This is a genomic window from Ensifer sp. ZNC0028, assembly GCF_000799055.1.
In the GTDB taxonomy this organism is placed as follows: domain Bacteria; phylum Pseudomonadota; class Alphaproteobacteria; order Rhizobiales; family Rhizobiaceae; genus Ensifer.
The window spans coordinates 47,044-61,596 of sequence record NZ_JTLA01000055.1; the positions used below are offsets into that span (position 1 = coordinate 47,044).

The window sequence follows — 14,553 nt, forward strand, 5'->3', positions numbered from 1 at the left end:
CGGAAGGCAAGCACATGAACGTCACGATCTACCACAACCCCGCCTGCGGCACCTCGCGCAACACGCTGGCGATGATCCGCAACGCCGGTATCGAGCCGACGGTGATCGAGTATCTGCAGGCGCCGCCGTCTCGGCAGGCGCTGGAAAAGATGATAGCCGATGCCGGCCTGACCGTGCGTGACGCTCTCCGCGAGAAAGGCACGCCCTATGCGGAGCTTGGGCTCGGCGACCCCACGGTCAGCGACGAACGGCTGCTCGAAGCGATGATGGCGCACCCGATCCTTATCAACCGCCCCTTCGTCGTCACCCCGATCGGCACACAGCTCTGCCGCCCGTCCGAGCGGGTGCTCGACATCCTGCCCGACACGCACAAGGGCCCGTTCTCGAAGGAGGATGGCGAACCGGTTCTCGATGCGAATGGAAAGCGCATTTCAGGCGCTTGAGCCCACCTGGGCGGTGAGCGGCACGGCACCCGTTTCAACGGGTGCCGAAAAACATCACACCAGACGGTGTGCGCGCGGCCTTATCGCGGGAATTCCAGGCCCATTTCACGGAAGCGCTCGGGGTCGTCGCCCCAGTTCTCGCGTACCTTGACGAACAGGAACAGGTGCACCGGCTGCTCGAGGATCTCGGAGATCTCCTTGCGCGATGCGGTCGAGATCGCCTTGATCGCGTCACCGCCCTTGCCAAGCGCAATCTTCTTCTGGCTCTCGCGCTCGACATAGATCACCTGCTCGATGCGCACCGAGCCGTCCTTGCGCTCTTCCCACTTCTCGGTCTCGACATGCGAGGCGTAGGGAAGCTCCTGATGCAGACGCAAAAAGAGCTTTTCGCGGGTGATTTCAGCGGCGAGCTGGCGCATCGGCAGATCGGAGATCTGGTCTTCCGGATAGTACCAGGGGCCCTCCGGCAGCGTCTCGGCCAGATAATCCATCAGATCCTTGCAGCCCGAGCCGTTCAGCGCCGAGATCATGAAGGTGCGCTCGAACTTGATCGTCTCGTTGGCGGCGGCCGCCAGCTTCAAGAGGTCTTCAGGACGCACCTGGTCGATCTTGTTCAGCACCAGGATCTTCGGCTGGTGCACTTCCTTGAGGCCCTCGAGGATCGCTTCCGCATCGCCCTTCAGGCCGCGTTCGCTATCGATCAGGAACATGATCACGTCCGCATCCTTGGCGCCGCCCCAGGCGGTCGTGACCATGGCGCGGTCGAGCCGGCGGCGCGGCTTGAAGATGCCGGGCGTGTCCATGAAAACGATCTGGGCGTTGTCATGAATGGCGATGCCACGCACGATCGCGCGCGTTGTCTGCACCTTGTGGCTGACGATCGAAACCTTGGCGCCGACGAGGCGGTTGACCAGGGTCGACTTTCCGGCGTTGGTCGCGCCGATCATCGCCACGAAGCCCGAGTGGGTCGGCGCGCCTTCGGCGGCCGTATCTTTTTCCATGTCCGTCATGTTTTCCGTCAATTTCCGGCGGAACTCTTCCGCCACACGCCTTCGCGTTCCAACAATTTCGTCGCGGCTACCTGTTCGGCTCCGCGCTTGGATCTGTCCGTTCCGGTCTCCGGCGCGACACCCGTGACTTCGACGGTTACCGTGAAGCGGGGGTCGTGGTCAGGGCCGGAACGCTCATCCGTCCGGTAGGCCGGCGCGATGCCGAACTTGGCATGCGCCCATTCCTGCAATTCGGTCTTTGCATCGCGGCGAGCCCCATCGGCGCGCACTGCGCGATCCTTCCAATGGCGCAGCACGAAGCCGCGGGCAGCTTCGAGACCGCCATCGAGATAGATGGCGGCGATCAGCGACTCTACCACATCCGCCCGCACATTCATCATCGCCTTGCCGGTTATCTTCTTGACGTCCGAGCCGGTGCGGATGAATTGGTGCAGCTCCAGGTCGTCGGCGACCTTGGCGCAGCTTTCGGCGCTGACGAGCTGGTTCAGCCGGACCGAAAGCTCGCCCTCATTGGCATCGCGAAAGGTCTGGAACAGAAGCTCCGCTACGCAAAGCCCGAGTACCCGGTCGCCCAGGAATTCGAGGCGCTGATAGTTCGAACCCTTGGCGCTTCGCGCGCTGGAATGGGTGAGCGCCCGGTCAAGGCGCTCCTTCTCCGCGAACTGATAACCGATCACGGCCTCAAGCTTTACCCGATCCTCCGCGCCCAGCGACCGCGACTTCATCATTCGACCGCCTTGAACAGACGGTCGTAGCGCAGGTTCGTCGGCCACTTCCACACTTGGCGGAACGACGTGTCGTGACCGAGCGAGAAGAAGATCATGCTGGCGCGGCCGACGAGGTTTTCGGCCGGCACGAAGCCGACGTCGAAGCGGCTGTCGGCCGAGTTGTCGCGGTTGTCGCCCATCATGAAGTAATGGCCGGCGGGCACGATGAACTCGCGGGTGTTGTCGCCGCGTGCATCCGGGAACTGGTCAAGCGTGTCATAGGAGACGCCATTGTCCATCGTTTCGCGGAAAACCGGAACGTCGGCGCCGGTGTCGTATTGGTCGTCGGCGCGGAAACCGCCATCCGGCGTGCGCTCAACCGGCTTGTCATTGATGTAGAGAATGCTGTTGCGCACCTGGATGCGGTCGCCCGGAAGGCCGACGAGACGCTTGATGTAGTCGATATCCGGGTTCGGCGGGAAGCGGAAGACGACGATATCGCCGCGCTTCGGCTCACTTGCGAAGATGCGGCCAGAGAACAGGTCGGGCGAAAGCGGCAGCGAATACTTGGAGAAGCCGTAGGCGAACTTGTTGACGAAGATGTAGTCGCCAACCAGCAGCGTCGGCATCATCGAGCCGGACGGAATGGTGAAGGGCTGAAAGAGAACCGTACGGATGACCAAAGCCAGGAGCAATGCCTGGATGACGACCTTCACGTTCTCCCAGAGGCCGCTCTGCTTCGCTTCTGTCTTTTCTGCCACGCTACTGTGTTCCTTTATCATCGCAACGCCCGCGTGGGGCTTGCTCTCAACTTTTGTCCGGACTCTCGGTCCGGCTTTGGACTGCGCGCAATCCCGGTCTCATATGCTGCAAACCGCCGCCCCTTCAATTGGTCAGGGCCGGTTTTTCCAGCGGAATGCTCTAAACCGTTCCCTCAATCGGGGCAACGGGCAGCGCCTCGATAATCACGAAGGCCTGGGCCAGGGGGAAATCGTCGGTAATCGTCAGATGGATGGCGGCGCGATGATGCGGCGGCAGCATCTGCTCCAGACGCGCCGCGGCACCTCCGGTCAGGTTCATCGTTGGCTTGCCGCCCGGCAAATTGATGACGCCCATGTCTTTCCAGAAGACGCCTTGCGCGAGGCCCGTGCCGAGCGCCTTCGAACAGGCTTCCTTGGCGGCGAAGCGCTTGGCGTAAGATGCCGCGCGGTTCTTCCGCCCTTCGGACTTGGCGATCTCGATCTCCGTGAAACAGCGCTGAACGAAGCGTTCGCCGAAGCGGGAAAGCGAGTTTTCGATCCGTCTGATATCGATCAGATCGCTGCCTATGCCTATGATCATGAAGAGGATCCAAGCTCTTTGGTGCGTGCCCGGCGGCGCTTTTGAAAGAGCCGGGCCGCCTGGTAAGCCGCAATGTAGGAAAGAAGTGCGCCGCCTGCCGCGAGCGGCAACGAGCCCACCAGCATCGGCTTGAACACCGGACCCCAAAGAGCCGGAAGGTCGAGGTGCTCGACCATGCGCATGACGTCGGCCGAGCTTGCGGCGTGCGCGCTCTCGACGCCGAGGATCGCCGTCCCAAGTTCGTAGGACGCCGTCAGGATCATCGGGATCGTCACGGGATTGGCGAGCGCTGTCGTGATCGCGGCCGCGACGAGATTACCCGAGAACAGGAAAGCGAGCGCAACGGCAATAATGATGTGCAGGCCGAAAAATGGCGTGAAGGACGAAGCGGCACCCGCCGCCACGCCGACGGCGATCGAATGCGGTGTCGATGAAAGGCGCAACACACGCAGCGTCACATAACGCGGGCCGCGCGCAAACCCTTTGCGCGGCCAAAGGATGGACCGCAGCCTTTCGGAAATCGTAACCGGTTTTCTGCGCCTGAATAACATTATGCCGTCATGACCGCGTCTTTAAGCCGTCAGCCGGCACAAGACCGCGCGTCCGCCTGTTTGCTGGCCGCAAGATAGGCGTCCTGCCTGTCGCTTGCAACCCGCCCAGGCGCCGCGCGCATGTCGCAGGCGAGCCATCCGGCGAACGCATGGCTCAGGATGCCGCCAGAAGACGGGACTCAGCGGGCTTAGTAGTTACGGAACAGGCCGCGATCGATCTGGCGCTGGCGGTACTCGAGATCGATACGGTCGACCGAGCTATTGAGATAGGCGAGCTCGCGCTCTTCCTGAGTGGGGACGCGCAGAGCGCGGGTGATCTTCTTCAACTGATTAAACATGGCAAACCTCTTTGTTTACCTCCCGACCGAGAAGATAGTTTAGAGGTCCCTGTTCCACCAGATACAGGAAATGGCGGCAGCCATGCGCCATTGGCATGGCTTGCCGTTTCGTCATGCGCAGCCTGCCTGTTTTGCAGGCAACTGCGCAGGGCGCAGCCAGTCGGCTTATTCGAACAGGCGCTTCACCATGGACACGCTTGGCAATTCCTTGAGCTGCGTGATCAGGTGATTGAGCTGGCGAAGATCCCAGACCTCGAGGTCGAACTGCAGTTCGCTGAAGTCGGCGGCCACGCGCCCCATCGACAAAGTCCGGATATTGACGTCGCTGGTGGCGATCGCCTGGGCCACCTCGGCAAGCGTCCCCGGTTCGTTCAGGGCGCTGATCGCGATGCGGGCAATGAAGCGGCTGCTGTTGGCCTCGTCCAGATCCCAGCGCACATCGATCCAGCGCTCCGGCTCGTCATCGAACTTCTGCAGGATCGGCGACTGGATCGGGTAGATGGTGATGCCCTTGTCCTTCTCCATGATGCCGACGATGCGGTCTCCGGGAATGGCCCCCGCCGGGCTGAAATGCACTTCGGCATTGCCCGAAAGACCACGGATCGGCAGGGCCTCCGGCCCTTCGGCCTGGGCGACGCCGTTCACATCCTTGCCGCGGCCCGGCAACTTGAACACCATGCCGGCGGCGCTGCGCATGTTGAACCAGCCGTCGTCGGCGCTGGGCTTCACCGTGACCCGCTCGTCCTGATGATCCGGGAACACTGCGCGCAGCACGTCGAGCGAGGAAAGCTCGCCGCGGCCGACGGAGGCGATGGCGTCCTCGACCTCCTTCTGGCCGAGCCGATGCAGCGCCGGCTTCAGCGCCTCGCGCGAAAAGGTCTTGCCAGCGCGCTCGAAGGTGCGCTCCAGAATGCGATAGCCGAGGCCGGCATATTGCTTGCGGATGGCCGCACGCGTTGCGCGACGGATCGCCGAGCGGGCCTTGCCGGTGACGACGATTTCTTCCCAGGCGGGCGGCGGCACCTGGATGCCTGAGCGGATGATCTCCACTTCGTCGCCATTGTTGAGGCGGGTGACCAGCGGCATGATACGGCCGTTGATCTTGGCGCCGACGCAGGTATCACCAATGTTGGTGTGGACGGCATAGGCAAAGTCGATCGGCGTCGCGCCGCGCGGCAGCGCGATCAACTGGCCCTTGGGCGTGAAGCAGAAGACCTGGTCCTGGAACAGTTCGAGCTTGGTGTGCTCCAGGAACTCTTCCGGATTGTCGCCCTCCGCGAGCGATTCGATCGTGCGCCGGAGCCAGGAATAGGCATTCGACGTCGGCGACAGGGCCGCATCTGCCGACGCACCCTCTTTCCCCTCCCCGTCCTTGTAGAGCGAATGGGCCGCGATACCGTATTCGGCGATGTCGTTCATGCGGCGCGTGCGGATCTGCAGTTCGATGCGCTGGCGGGACGGGCCGACGATGGTCGTGTGGATCGACTGGTAGTCGTTCTGCTTCGGGGTGGAGATGTAGTCCTTGAAACGACCGGGAACGACGCGCCAGCGCGTATGAACGATACCGAGCGCGCGGTAGCAGGCCGGGATATCATCGACGATGATGCGGAAGCCCCAGACGTCGGACAGTTGTTCGAAGGACAGAGACTTCGACTGCATCTTGCGGAAGACCGAATAGGGCTTCTTCTGCCGGCCCTTGACCTGTGCCGCCTTCAGGCCCTCGGCCTGAAGCAGTTCGCGAAGCTCGTCTTCGATCTTCTTGATCAGGCCCTCGTTGCGCTCGGACAATTCCTCGAGCCGCCGGGTGACCGTTTCGAAGGCCTCGGGGTTGATATGGCGGAACGAAAGGTTTTCGAGTTCCTCGCGCATGTCCTGCATACCCATGCGGCCGGCGAGTGGCGCGTAGATATCCATGGTCTCTTCGGAGATGCGGGCGCGCTTCTCCGCCGACATGTGGTCGAGCGTGCGCATGTTGTGAAGCCGGTCAGCGAGCTTGACGAGCAAAACCCGCACATCGTCCGAAATGGCGAGCAACAGCTTGCGCAGGTTTTCCGCCTGCTTGGCCTTCTTGGTAACGAGATCGAGCTTCTTGATCTTCGTCAGCCCCTCGACGAGCGCGCCGATATCCTCGCCGAAGAGATCGTCGATCTCCTGCCGCGTGGCCGTCGTGTCCTCGATCGTGTCGTGCAGAAGAGCAACGGCAATGGTCGACTCGTCGAGACGCATCTCCGTCAGGATTGCCGCCACCTCCAGGGGGTGGGATATATAGGGATCGCCGCTTGCCCGCTTCTGCTGGCCATGCTTCTGCATCGCATAGACGTAGGCCTTGTTGAGCAAGGCCTCATTGACGTCGGGCTTGTATTTTTGCACGCGCTCAACGAGCTCGTATTGGCGCATCATTCGCTGGCGATCCTCTAGATCATGATGATTTCAGGTCCCACCGACCTAAAATCATAAACGTGATCGTTCTCCTAATTTAGAGCGGGATGCAGGCGGAAAACCGCAAACACTTTCCATTTCCCGCTCTAGAAGAAATCAATAAAAAAGTGCGCCAATCATACGAGTGGCGCACTGCTTTGAAAACACGTGGGAACGGGCGTTCCGCGACGGATCTCAGTAGTCGTCGCTCTTTTCCGGCGGCACGAGACCTTCGATGCCGGCAAGCAGTTCTTCTTCCGACATGCGGTCGAAGGTGATGGCTTCCGGCTGATCTTCGTCCTCGGCGACTTCGGTAAAGGTCGTCTCGGCATCGGTCTGGAGCAGCGAAGCCGGATCGGGCTCGGGCTCGTCCACTTCAACATGCTTCTGCAGCGAGTGGATCAGGTCTTCCTTGAGGTCGCCAGGAGACAGGGTCTCATCTGCGATCTCGCGGAGTGCGACGACGGGGTTCTTGTCGTTGTCGCGGTCGATGGTGATGGCGGCGCCCTGAGAAATCAGGCGCGCGCGGTGGCTGGCAAGCAGAACGAGTTCGAAACGGTTATCGACCTTGTCGATGCAATCTTCGACGGTGACGCGGGCCATTGCCTGTCCTTTTGGGCTCGAAGCGCGGCGGCATCGCCGCTGCACGGATTGACAACACGAAACCGGAGCAGTCGCCTGACGGCGCCTCATCGGGTCCGATTTCTGGAATTAAGCGCCCGGATACAATCAAAACAAGGCAAGTTCAAGTTTTTCCTTCAAGGGACGCTCACGTAACGTCACACTTCGTGATAAAATGCGATGCGAATGAGCTGGAAACGTCGCTCACACATTTAGGTTGCATCTTCAGATCGGGAATGAAGCCCCTGATGGAAAAGGCGACCCAGAGATGTGGACGATCTATAGCAACTGCTAAAACTAGCTATATTCGCGAGCGCGCGGCTGGAATAATGCAATACATAAGCTACATTATTTGCCATATCAGCAATTATTAATGTAATCGACTTACTTTTGCGCACCCGCCGGCAGGCGGCCTTTGATGCGCCGCTATTGAAAAAGGAAAGACGATGTTCGACCCCCGCGAAAAAATCGCACTCTTTATCGACGGCGCGAATCTTTACGCGGCATCGAAAAGCCTCGGCTTCGACATCGACTACCGTAAGCTCCTGAAAGCATTCCAGAAGCGCGGCTATCTATTGCGCGCCTACTACTACACGGCCCTCATCGAGGATCAGGAATACTCTTCAATCCGCCCGCTCATCGATTGGCTAGACTATAACGGTTACAAGGTCGTGACGAAGCCGGCCAAGGAGTTCACCGACTCGCTCGGCCGCCGCAAGATCAAGGGCAATATGGATATCGAGCTGGCGATCGATGCCATGGAGCAGTCCGAAACCGTCGATCACCTCGTCATCTTCTCCGGCGACGGCGATTTCACCACGCTGGTGGAAGCGCTTCAGCGCAAGGGGCGCAAGGTTTCCGTCGTCTCGACGATGTCGACGCAGCCGCCGATGATCGCCGACGACCTGCGCCGTCAGGCCGACCACTTTATCGATCTTGCAACGCTGCGTGCCGAAATCGGCCGCGAACCGTCCGAACGCACCCCGCGCCACAACACCGAGCCGGTGGCCGATCCGGTCGAGATCTGAAGCGTTCGCCCGAACGCAAGGCGCGCGATTGCGCGAGCGCCATTCGAAACGCCCCGCATCAACGACGTCGATCGTTGAACTTCTCTCAAAAATCTCAAATTGCCGGCAGCTTTTTCAGCGCGCGGTGGGCGACTGTCGCGTTGCACCGGCCGTCTTTGGCGGATGCAACGCAAAGGGATTTCTCTTAGCCGCGGTCCTTCAGAAGGCGGTTCTTCTGGCGGTTCCAGTCGCGTTCCTTCGACGTCTCGCGCTTGTCGTGCAGCTTCTTGCCCTTGCCCAGCGCCAGTTCCAGCTTGGCGCGGCCGCGATCGTTGAAGTAGATCTTCAGCGGGATCAGCGACATGCCTTCGCGGTTGACAGCACCCTGTAGCCGGTTGACCTCGCGCTTCGACAGAAGCAGTTTCCGCCGCCGCCGCGTTTCATGGTTGAAGCGGTTCGCCTGCAGATATTCCGGCAGATAGGAGTTGATCAGCCAGATCTCGCCACCCTCGTCCGTCGCATAGGACTCGGCAATGTTGGCCTTGCCTTCGCGCAACGACTTGACCTCGGTGCCGGTCAAAACCAGACCGGCCTCGTAGGTGTCGACGATCTCGTAGTTGAAGCGGGCCTTGCGGTTTTCCGCCACAACCTTGTTGACCGTGCGCTGGCTTCCTTTGGGTGCCATCAGTTCATCAATCCTGCGTGTCTGAGCGCTGCATCGATCGCAGCCTCGGTTGCCGGCTCGAGCGTCGGCAACAGCGGCGAGCGCACGGCGCGGCTCATGCGGCCGAGGCGGTTCAGCGCATACTTGGCGCCGCAGAGGCCCGGCTCCATGAAGATCGCCTTGTGCAGCGGCATCAGCTTGTCCTGATAGGCGAGCGCCTTGGCATAATCGCCGGCGAGCGTCGCCTGCTGGAACTCGGCGCAAAGACGCGGCGCGACGTTTGCCGTAACCGAAATGCAGCCGACGCCGCCATGGGCGTTGAAGCCGAGCGCGGTTGCATCTTCGCCCGAAAGCTGGACGAACTCCGGACCGCAGGCCATGCGCTGCTCGGAGACGCGCTCGATCTTGCCGGTGGCATCCTTGACGCCGATGATGTTGGCGTAAGCCTTGCTGAGCGCCGCCATGGTCTCGACGCTCATATCCACGACCGAGCGGCCGGGGATGTTGTAGATGACGATCGGCACCTTCACGCTTTCGGCGATTGCCGCATAGTGCGCGAAGAGACCCTTTTGCGTCGGCTTGTTGTAGTAGGGCGTGACGACGAGGATCGCATCGGCGCCGGCCTTTTCAGCGTGCTGCGCAAGCTCAATCGCTTCCGTCGTGTTGTTGGAGCCGGCGCCGGCAATAACCGGCACGCGCTTGGCGGCGGCCTCGATGCAGAGTTCGACGACCTTCTTGTGCTCATCATGCGAGAGGGTCGGAGACTCGCCGGTGGTGCCGACCGGCACCAGGCCGTGGCTGCCTTCTTTTATCTGCCATTCCACATGCGCGACGAAACCATCCGCATCCACCGCGCCGGTGGCGGTGAACGGTGTTACGAGAGCGGGAATGGAACCCTTGAACATGCACAACTCCTGACGGCGTAAAAGCGAAGTCTGCACTCATGCTTTGGCCGTAATCGACGGTTAAAAAACTGCCGCACCATAATCATGTGACGTGGCTGCGGCAAGCGTTGTAACACGGCATTTCACGCCGGTTTTCATGCAAAAGCTTGATGTTTGGCACGCATAATCACGACCGCCCAACCAGGGCGAGAGCGGGTTTGGCACAATTGTTGTGATCGATACTGGCCGCCCGCCTTGTCATCGGGCAATCTGGCGGCGGACGAAGTTGGACACGGGGAACACGGGGTTCTTGATGCGCGGGTCAATATATCTGCCTGCCGCCGCCATCATCGGCGCGGCGCTTCTGGCAGCGTCGGCAGGCAGCGCAGAAACCCTCGATCGCGTACCGGTTCCGACACGCAAGCCCGTGCTTTCGGACAAGGCGGTCCCCATTGCCACGAACGAAACCACGAATGCCATCGCGACAGTGGCCGGACCGCTCAGCAGCGATCTCAAGGCAGGGCTCGATGCTCTTTCCAACAAGCAACCGGCCGCGGCGATTGCCGTGCGCGACGCCATGGCCGAAGGCACGCTCGATCGGCACATCTTGACTTGGGCGATCGCCGTTTCCGGCCAGCGAGGCGTGCCTTCCTTCGAAATTGCCGACGCCCAACGGGAACTGCAGGGATGGCCGGGGCTGAAATCCCTGCGCGCCAACTCCGAACGAGCGCTTTATCGAGAGAACCCGCCAGCGGCCGACGTGCTCGCGGCTTTCGGCAACACGCAGCCGGAAACGACCGAAGGCTCCCTCATTCTCGCCCGCGCGCTCGTCTCCACCGGAAAAGCCGATACGGCAGCCAAGAACCTGCGTGCGATCTGGCAGCGCGACACGCTCGACAAAGACATCGAAACCAAGATCCTCGACGAGTTTTCCAGCCTCTTGACCGCTGACAATCATCAGCGCCGCATGGTGATGCTTCTCTATCGCAACCGCGTCGAGCAGGCCGAACGGTTCGGCGACCTTGGAAAGGCACAATCGCTATATCGCGCCTGGGCGGCAGTCAGCCGCGGCAGCGACAAGGCGACGGCCCTCATTGCAGCGGTCGACCCCGCCTGGCGCAAGGACCCGGCCTATCTCTTCATTCAGGTCGAGTACCTGCGCAAACAGAAGAAATACGAGGAAGCGGCGAAGCTCCTTGCGCGCATGCCCAAGGACAAGGGCGCTTTGGTCAACCCTGGCGAATGGTGGGTCGAGCAACGTGTCGTCAGCCGAGGGCTGCTCGACAATGGCGACTTTCGGGGCGCCTACCGGATCGCCGCCAGCCATCTCGCGACCGAGGCGACCGATATTATCGACGCCGAGTTTCATGCCGGATGGTATGCCCTGCGCGGCATGGAGGACCCGGCGACCGCAGCGCGTCACTTCCGCCGCATTCTCGATGTGTCGAGCCGCCCCCTCTCCGCTTCGCGCGCATGGTACTGGCTTGGGCGCTCGGCCGAGGCGGGCGGACCGGGTGATGCCAACGAATATTTTACAAATGCGGCCCGCTATCCCGGGACGTTCTACGGGCAACTTGCAGCCGCCCGGCTGGGTCGCAAGACGCTGAACGTCGCCTATCCGGCCCCGACGGCAGACGACCGATCACGTTTCGAAAACCGCGAGGCGGTGCGCGCCATCACGCGGCTCGAAGGCACGGGCCACACCTGGCGCGCCGACAGCATCTACCGGGCGCTTGCCGACGAACTGACGAGCCCGGGCGAGCTGGCACTGCTTTCGGCCCGCGCCGAAAAAACCGGCAATCACCAGCTATCGCTCCAGGTTGGCAAGATCGCCTTTGGGCGCGGGATCGATGTCGCAGCGCTCGCGTTTCCCGTCGGCGTGATCCCATCGAGCGCCAATATCGACGGCTCCGGCAAGGCGCTCGCCTATGCGATCGCGCGCCAGGAAAGCGCCTTCAACCCGGGCGCCATCTCCACCGCAAACGCACGCGGCCTGCTGCAGCTCATGCCGGGAACGGCCAAGGGCGTTGCCAGCCGCTATGGCCTTGCCTACTCGCAGGATCGCCTGACCAGCGACGCGGGCTACAACGCCACACTTGGCGCGCATTATCTCGGCGAACAGATCAGCAGTTTTGGCGGTTCCTACATCCTCACCTTCATCGCCTACAATGCCGGCCCGCGCCGCGTTCCCGAATGGCTCGACCGCTACGGCGACCCGCGCGGAAAACCGATCGATGAAGTCGTCGATTGGATCGAACGCATTCCGTTCCAGGAAACCCGCAACTACGTCCAGCGGGTGATGGAGAACTATCAGGTCTACAAGTCGAGGCTTGGGCAAAAGGCCGATATCGTCGAAGACCTGCGAATGGGCCGGCAATAGCCGGTCTGGCGGCAATCAAGTAATTGTGATGAGCGCCGGGGGCACAAACCGTGCGCTCAACCATTTCCTTCCTAAGGCCAGTCTATTCCGAAGGAAATGGTGAACGTTATGAAGACCTTGACAATCGTCGCCCTTTCTCTGGCGACCACCTTGAGCAGCGTGCCACCCGCCGGCGCGTTTCCAAGCACTCCGCCGATCCTCTCCAGCACGACCAACGTTCAACAGGTTCAGTTCTCTTACGAGCGCGGCGAAGAACGCAAGAGCCGATCCAGTTGCGCCGTTCCCTATTGTGAACTTCGCGCCCGACATGGCTATCGCGATCGGGATCGCGACTACCGCAACTATAATCGCAGCGGGTATTACCGCGACAGATACTACCGGGATCGATATCGCAGGCACTATGACCACGACGACAACGACGTCGGGGCGGTGATCGGCGGCCTGGCCGCAGGCGCGATCATCGGCGGACTATTGAGCCAACCGCGATATTATAACAGCCCGAGATACTACAACGGGCCAAGAGCCGTCAGCGGCAACGCGCATCAGCGCTGGTGCTATGCGCGCTACCGCTCCTATAGAGCCTGGGACAACAGCTATCAGCCCTATGGTGGCCCTCGGCGCCAATGCAGCTCGCCCTATTGAGCTAGGGAGTAACCGAGTAGACGACCGAATCGGACTGGAGAGCCGCAACAGTTGGCAGTCGCCAGCCATGCTCGGGCCGCCGAACAATGTCGGCCCGAGCAACTTGCTCTTCCCCTTCAAACGGATAGGATTTCGCCTGACCGAGAGGGAGCAGCATGGGTCAAGGTGTATTCCAGGAGCATTTCTTCCGCAGTTCCGACGGGCTTCTCCTTTACGCGCGAAGCTACGGCCCTCCCCCCTCGCCATCCGCGGCAGTACCGATCATCTGCCTGCCGGGCCTTACCCGCAACAGCCGGGACTTTCACCAACTCGCAAGCTTTCTTTCGACGTCAGGAGACTTTCCCGTCATCGCACTGGACTACCGAGGGCGCGGCAACTCGGAACGCGACAGCGACAAGAGCCACTACACGGTGGCCGTCGAAACGGCCGATGTGATAACGGCTTGTGCGCACTTCGCTGTCGAAAAGGTAATTTTTATCGGCACATCCCGTGGTGGCCTGATCCTCCACAACCTCATCGATCGTGCCCCATCGTTGATTGCAGCCGCAGTGCTCAACGACATCGGGCCTGTGATCGAAATTGGGGGGCTGCTTGCGATCCGGGATTATCTCAACTCGGGCGACGCACTGACGAGCTGGGCGACAGCAGCCACCTATCTAAGGACGTTGCACGGCGTCGACTTTCCTTCCTTAACCGACGGCGACTGGTCGGACATGGCCAAAGCGATATATCGCGACGAAGATGGCGTCCCGGTCGCCGATTTCGATCCGGCGATCGCGCTGCCACTGCGCGGCCTGACACCCGAAACACCATTGCCCGATCTCTGGAGACCCTTTGACGCCATGAGCCAGATCCCCCTGATGGTCGTCAGGGGTGAGCATTCGCGGGTTCTTTCAGAGACAACTGTGCGCGAAATGCACCGGCGACACGCCGGGTTGGCGGATTTCACCGCACCTGGCCAGGGACATGCACCGCTGCTTCATCTGGACGGCCCACGCGAGGCAATCGCCGCATTTCTGAACGACATCGTGCGCTCGCGCTGACCCACGGAAGCCGCCCCCGAGGCGGTCCCTATTCCCCGATTCCTCAAGCATGATGTGTAGGTTGCAGGGCCAGATTCACAGCATCATACCAAACGAAAAAACCCGGCTCGAAAGCCGGGTTTCTCTCTTCTGACCGAGGTCAGACGATATTAGAAGTCGCGCTGCAGGCGGACGAAACCGAATACCTGGTCGTCCTTGTTGTCAGCATCTTCGTACTGGACCGACACGCGGGTCGCGAGACCTTCGGTGATCTTGTAGTCGAGCGTGACGCCAGCGCGCCATGCATCGTCGTTGCCGAAGCTGGTGAACGAATCCTGGAGGCTACCGAAGTACTGAACGCCGGGGGTGATGGCGAGCTTGTCGGTGGCGTTGAAGCGATACGAAGCCGCAACGGTCCATTCAGACTTCTTCCAGTAGGCGTTCGGGTCCGAAGCCCAGATACCAGCGAGCTGGAATACGCCCGGGCCGAGGTCAGCCGAAAGCAGAGCGCGGATCGCGCCTTCT

At 61.2% G+C, this 14,553-nt stretch carries 16 protein-coding genes; 5 read left to right on the forward strand and 11 right to left on the reverse strand.

Annotated features, from left to right (window positions below; all coding sequences use genetic code 11):
• The first annotated feature begins 14 nt into the window (after positions 1–14).
• Entirely contained in the window at positions 15–443 is a 429-nt protein-coding gene (arsC, locus tag L981_RS13530) for an arsenate reductase (glutaredoxin) (protein WP_043616656.1), read from the forward strand.
• Positions 444–523: 80 nt separating this feature from the next.
• Here the strand turns inward: arsC and era are convergent, their stop codons facing one another.
• The 8 genes from era to rpoZ form a co-directional block, all read right to left on the reverse strand.
• Positions 524–1,453 carry a GTPase Era gene (gene era, locus L981_RS13535; protein ID WP_043616701.1) on the reverse strand — a complete coding sequence of 310 codons (930 nt, stop codon included), beginning with the start codon at positions 1,451–1,453 and terminating at the stop codon, positions 524–526.
• 8 nt (positions 1,454–1,461) lie between these two features.
• Complete coding sequence (gene rnc, locus L981_RS13540) at positions 1,462–2,178, reverse strand: ribonuclease III (protein WP_156134075.1); 717 nt, start codon at positions 2,176–2,178, stop codon at positions 1,462–1,464.
• Positions 2,178–2,921, reverse strand: coding sequence for a signal peptidase I (gene lepB / locus L981_RS13545; protein WP_043616659.1), 744 nt, complete (start codon positions 2,919–2,921; stop codon positions 2,178–2,180). Before lepB ends, rnc begins: the two co-directional genes overlap by 1 nt.
• A gap of 160 nt (positions 2,922–3,081) precedes the next feature.
• A complete protein-coding gene (gene acpS, locus L981_RS13550; protein ID WP_034804122.1) occupies positions 3,082–3,501 on the reverse strand; it encodes a holo-ACP synthase in 420 nt (139 codons plus the stop codon).
• Complete coding sequence (locus L981_RS13555; protein ID WP_043616662.1) at positions 3,498–4,052, reverse strand: DUF2062 domain-containing protein; 555 nt, start codon at positions 4,050–4,052, stop codon at positions 3,498–3,500. Before L981_RS13555 ends, acpS begins: the two co-directional genes overlap by 4 nt.
• Positions 4,053–4,240: 188 nt before the next feature.
• Complete coding sequence (locus L981_RS33765; RefSeq protein ID WP_065377015.1) at positions 4,241–4,390, reverse strand: DUF3563 family protein; 150 nt, start codon at positions 4,388–4,390, stop codon at positions 4,241–4,243.
• A gap of 165 nt (positions 4,391–4,555) precedes the next feature.
• The gene (locus L981_RS13560) at positions 4,556–6,790 is read right to left on the reverse strand and encodes a bifunctional (p)ppGpp synthetase/guanosine-3',5'-bis(diphosphate) 3'-pyrophosphohydrolase (protein ID WP_043616664.1); all 2,235 of its coding nucleotides are present in this window, start codon (positions 6,788–6,790) and stop codon (positions 4,556–4,558) included.
• 213 nt (positions 6,791–7,003) lie between these two features.
• The gene (gene rpoZ / locus L981_RS13565) at positions 7,004–7,411 is read right to left on the reverse strand and encodes a DNA-directed RNA polymerase subunit omega (RefSeq protein WP_034804144.1); all 408 of its coding nucleotides are present in this window, start codon (positions 7,409–7,411) and stop codon (positions 7,004–7,006) included.
• Positions 7,412–7,875: 464 nt separating this feature from the next.
• Here rpoZ and L981_RS13570 point away from each other — a divergent pair, with 464 nt between their 5' ends.
• Complete coding sequence (locus L981_RS13570) at positions 7,876–8,457, forward strand: NYN domain-containing protein (RefSeq protein WP_043616666.1); 582 nt, start codon at positions 7,876–7,878, stop codon at positions 8,455–8,457.
• 184 nt (positions 8,458–8,641) lie between these two features.
• Here the strand turns inward: L981_RS13570 and smpB are convergent, their stop codons facing one another.
• Positions 8,642–9,121, reverse strand: a complete 480-nt coding sequence (gene smpB, locus L981_RS13575; protein ID WP_043616668.1) for an SsrA-binding protein SmpB — start codon at positions 9,119–9,121, stop codon at positions 8,642–8,644.
• Positions 9,121–10,005 (reverse strand): 4-hydroxy-tetrahydrodipicolinate synthase, encoded by an 885-nt coding sequence (gene dapA, locus L981_RS13580; RefSeq protein WP_043616670.1) that lies wholly within the window; start codon positions 10,003–10,005, stop codon positions 9,121–9,123. Before dapA ends, smpB begins: the two co-directional genes overlap by 1 nt.
• Positions 10,006–10,297: 292 nt before the next feature.
• Here dapA and L981_RS13585 point away from each other — a divergent pair, with 292 nt between their 5' ends.
• From L981_RS13585 to L981_RS13595, 3 genes are all read left to right on the forward strand, one after another.
• Complete coding sequence (locus L981_RS13585) at positions 10,298–12,364, forward strand: lytic transglycosylase domain-containing protein (RefSeq protein ID WP_043616673.1); 2,067 nt, start codon at positions 10,298–10,300, stop codon at positions 12,362–12,364.
• Positions 12,365–12,472: 108 nt separating this feature from the next.
• Positions 12,473–13,006, forward strand: a complete 534-nt coding sequence (locus L981_RS13590) for a BA14K family protein (protein WP_043616676.1) — start codon at positions 12,473–12,475, stop codon at positions 13,004–13,006.
• A 155-nt stretch (positions 13,007–13,161) separates the two neighbouring features.
• Positions 13,162–14,049 (forward strand): alpha/beta fold hydrolase, encoded by an 888-nt coding sequence (locus L981_RS13595; protein ID WP_043616680.1) that lies wholly within the window; start codon positions 13,162–13,164, stop codon positions 14,047–14,049.
• Between the two features lie 149 nt (positions 14,050–14,198).
• Here the strand turns inward: L981_RS13595 and L981_RS13600 are convergent.
• A partial coding sequence (locus L981_RS13600) for a porin (protein WP_043616683.1) occupies positions 14,199–14,553 on the reverse strand: 355 nt, incomplete at its 5' end.

Excerpts from the sequence above, each read along its gene's own strand:
- L981_RS13590 (WP_043616676.1), top strand. The coding sequence starts at position 12,473 with ATGAAGACCTTGACAATCGTCGCCCTTTCTCTGGCGACCACCTTGAGC.
- L981_RS33765 (WP_065377015.1), bottom strand. The coding sequence starts at position 4,390 with ATGTTTAATCAGTTGAAGAAGATCACCCGCGCTCTGCGCGTCCCCACT.
- dapA (WP_043616670.1), bottom strand. The coding sequence starts at position 10,005 with ATGTTCAAGGGTTCCATTCCCGCTCTCGTAACACCGTTCACCGCCACC.
- L981_RS13560 (WP_043616664.1), bottom strand. The coding sequence starts at position 6,790 with ATGATGCGCCAATACGAGCTCGTTGAGCGCGTGCAAAAATACAAGCCC.
- era (WP_043616701.1), bottom strand. The coding sequence starts at position 1,453 with ATGACGGACATGGAAAAAGATACGGCCGCCGAAGGCGCGCCGACCCAC.
- L981_RS13585 (WP_043616673.1), top strand. The coding sequence starts at position 10,298 with ATGCGCGGGTCAATATATCTGCCTGCCGCCGCCATCATCGGCGCGGCG.
- smpB (WP_043616668.1), bottom strand. The coding sequence starts at position 9,121 with ATGGCACCCAAAGGAAGCCAGCGCACGGTCAACAAGGTTGTGGCGGAA.
- rnc (WP_156134075.1), bottom strand. The coding sequence starts at position 2,178 with ATGAAGTCGCGGTCGCTGGGCGCGGAGGATCGGGTAAAGCTTGAGGCC.
- L981_RS13555 (WP_043616662.1), bottom strand. The coding sequence starts at position 4,052 with ATGTTATTCAGGCGCAGAAAACCGGTTACGATTTCCGAAAGGCTGCGG.
- acpS (WP_034804122.1), bottom strand. The coding sequence starts at position 3,501 with ATGATCATAGGCATAGGCAGCGATCTGATCGATATCAGACGGATCGAA.
- arsC (WP_043616656.1), top strand. The coding sequence starts at position 15 with ATGAACGTCACGATCTACCACAACCCCGCCTGCGGCACCTCGCGCAAC.
- L981_RS13595 (WP_043616680.1), top strand. The coding sequence starts at position 13,162 with ATGGGTCAAGGTGTATTCCAGGAGCATTTCTTCCGCAGTTCCGACGGG.
- L981_RS13570 (WP_043616666.1), top strand. The coding sequence starts at position 7,876 with ATGTTCGACCCCCGCGAAAAAATCGCACTCTTTATCGACGGCGCGAAT.
- rpoZ (WP_034804144.1), bottom strand. The coding sequence starts at position 7,411 with ATGGCCCGCGTCACCGTCGAAGATTGCATCGACAAGGTCGATAACCGT.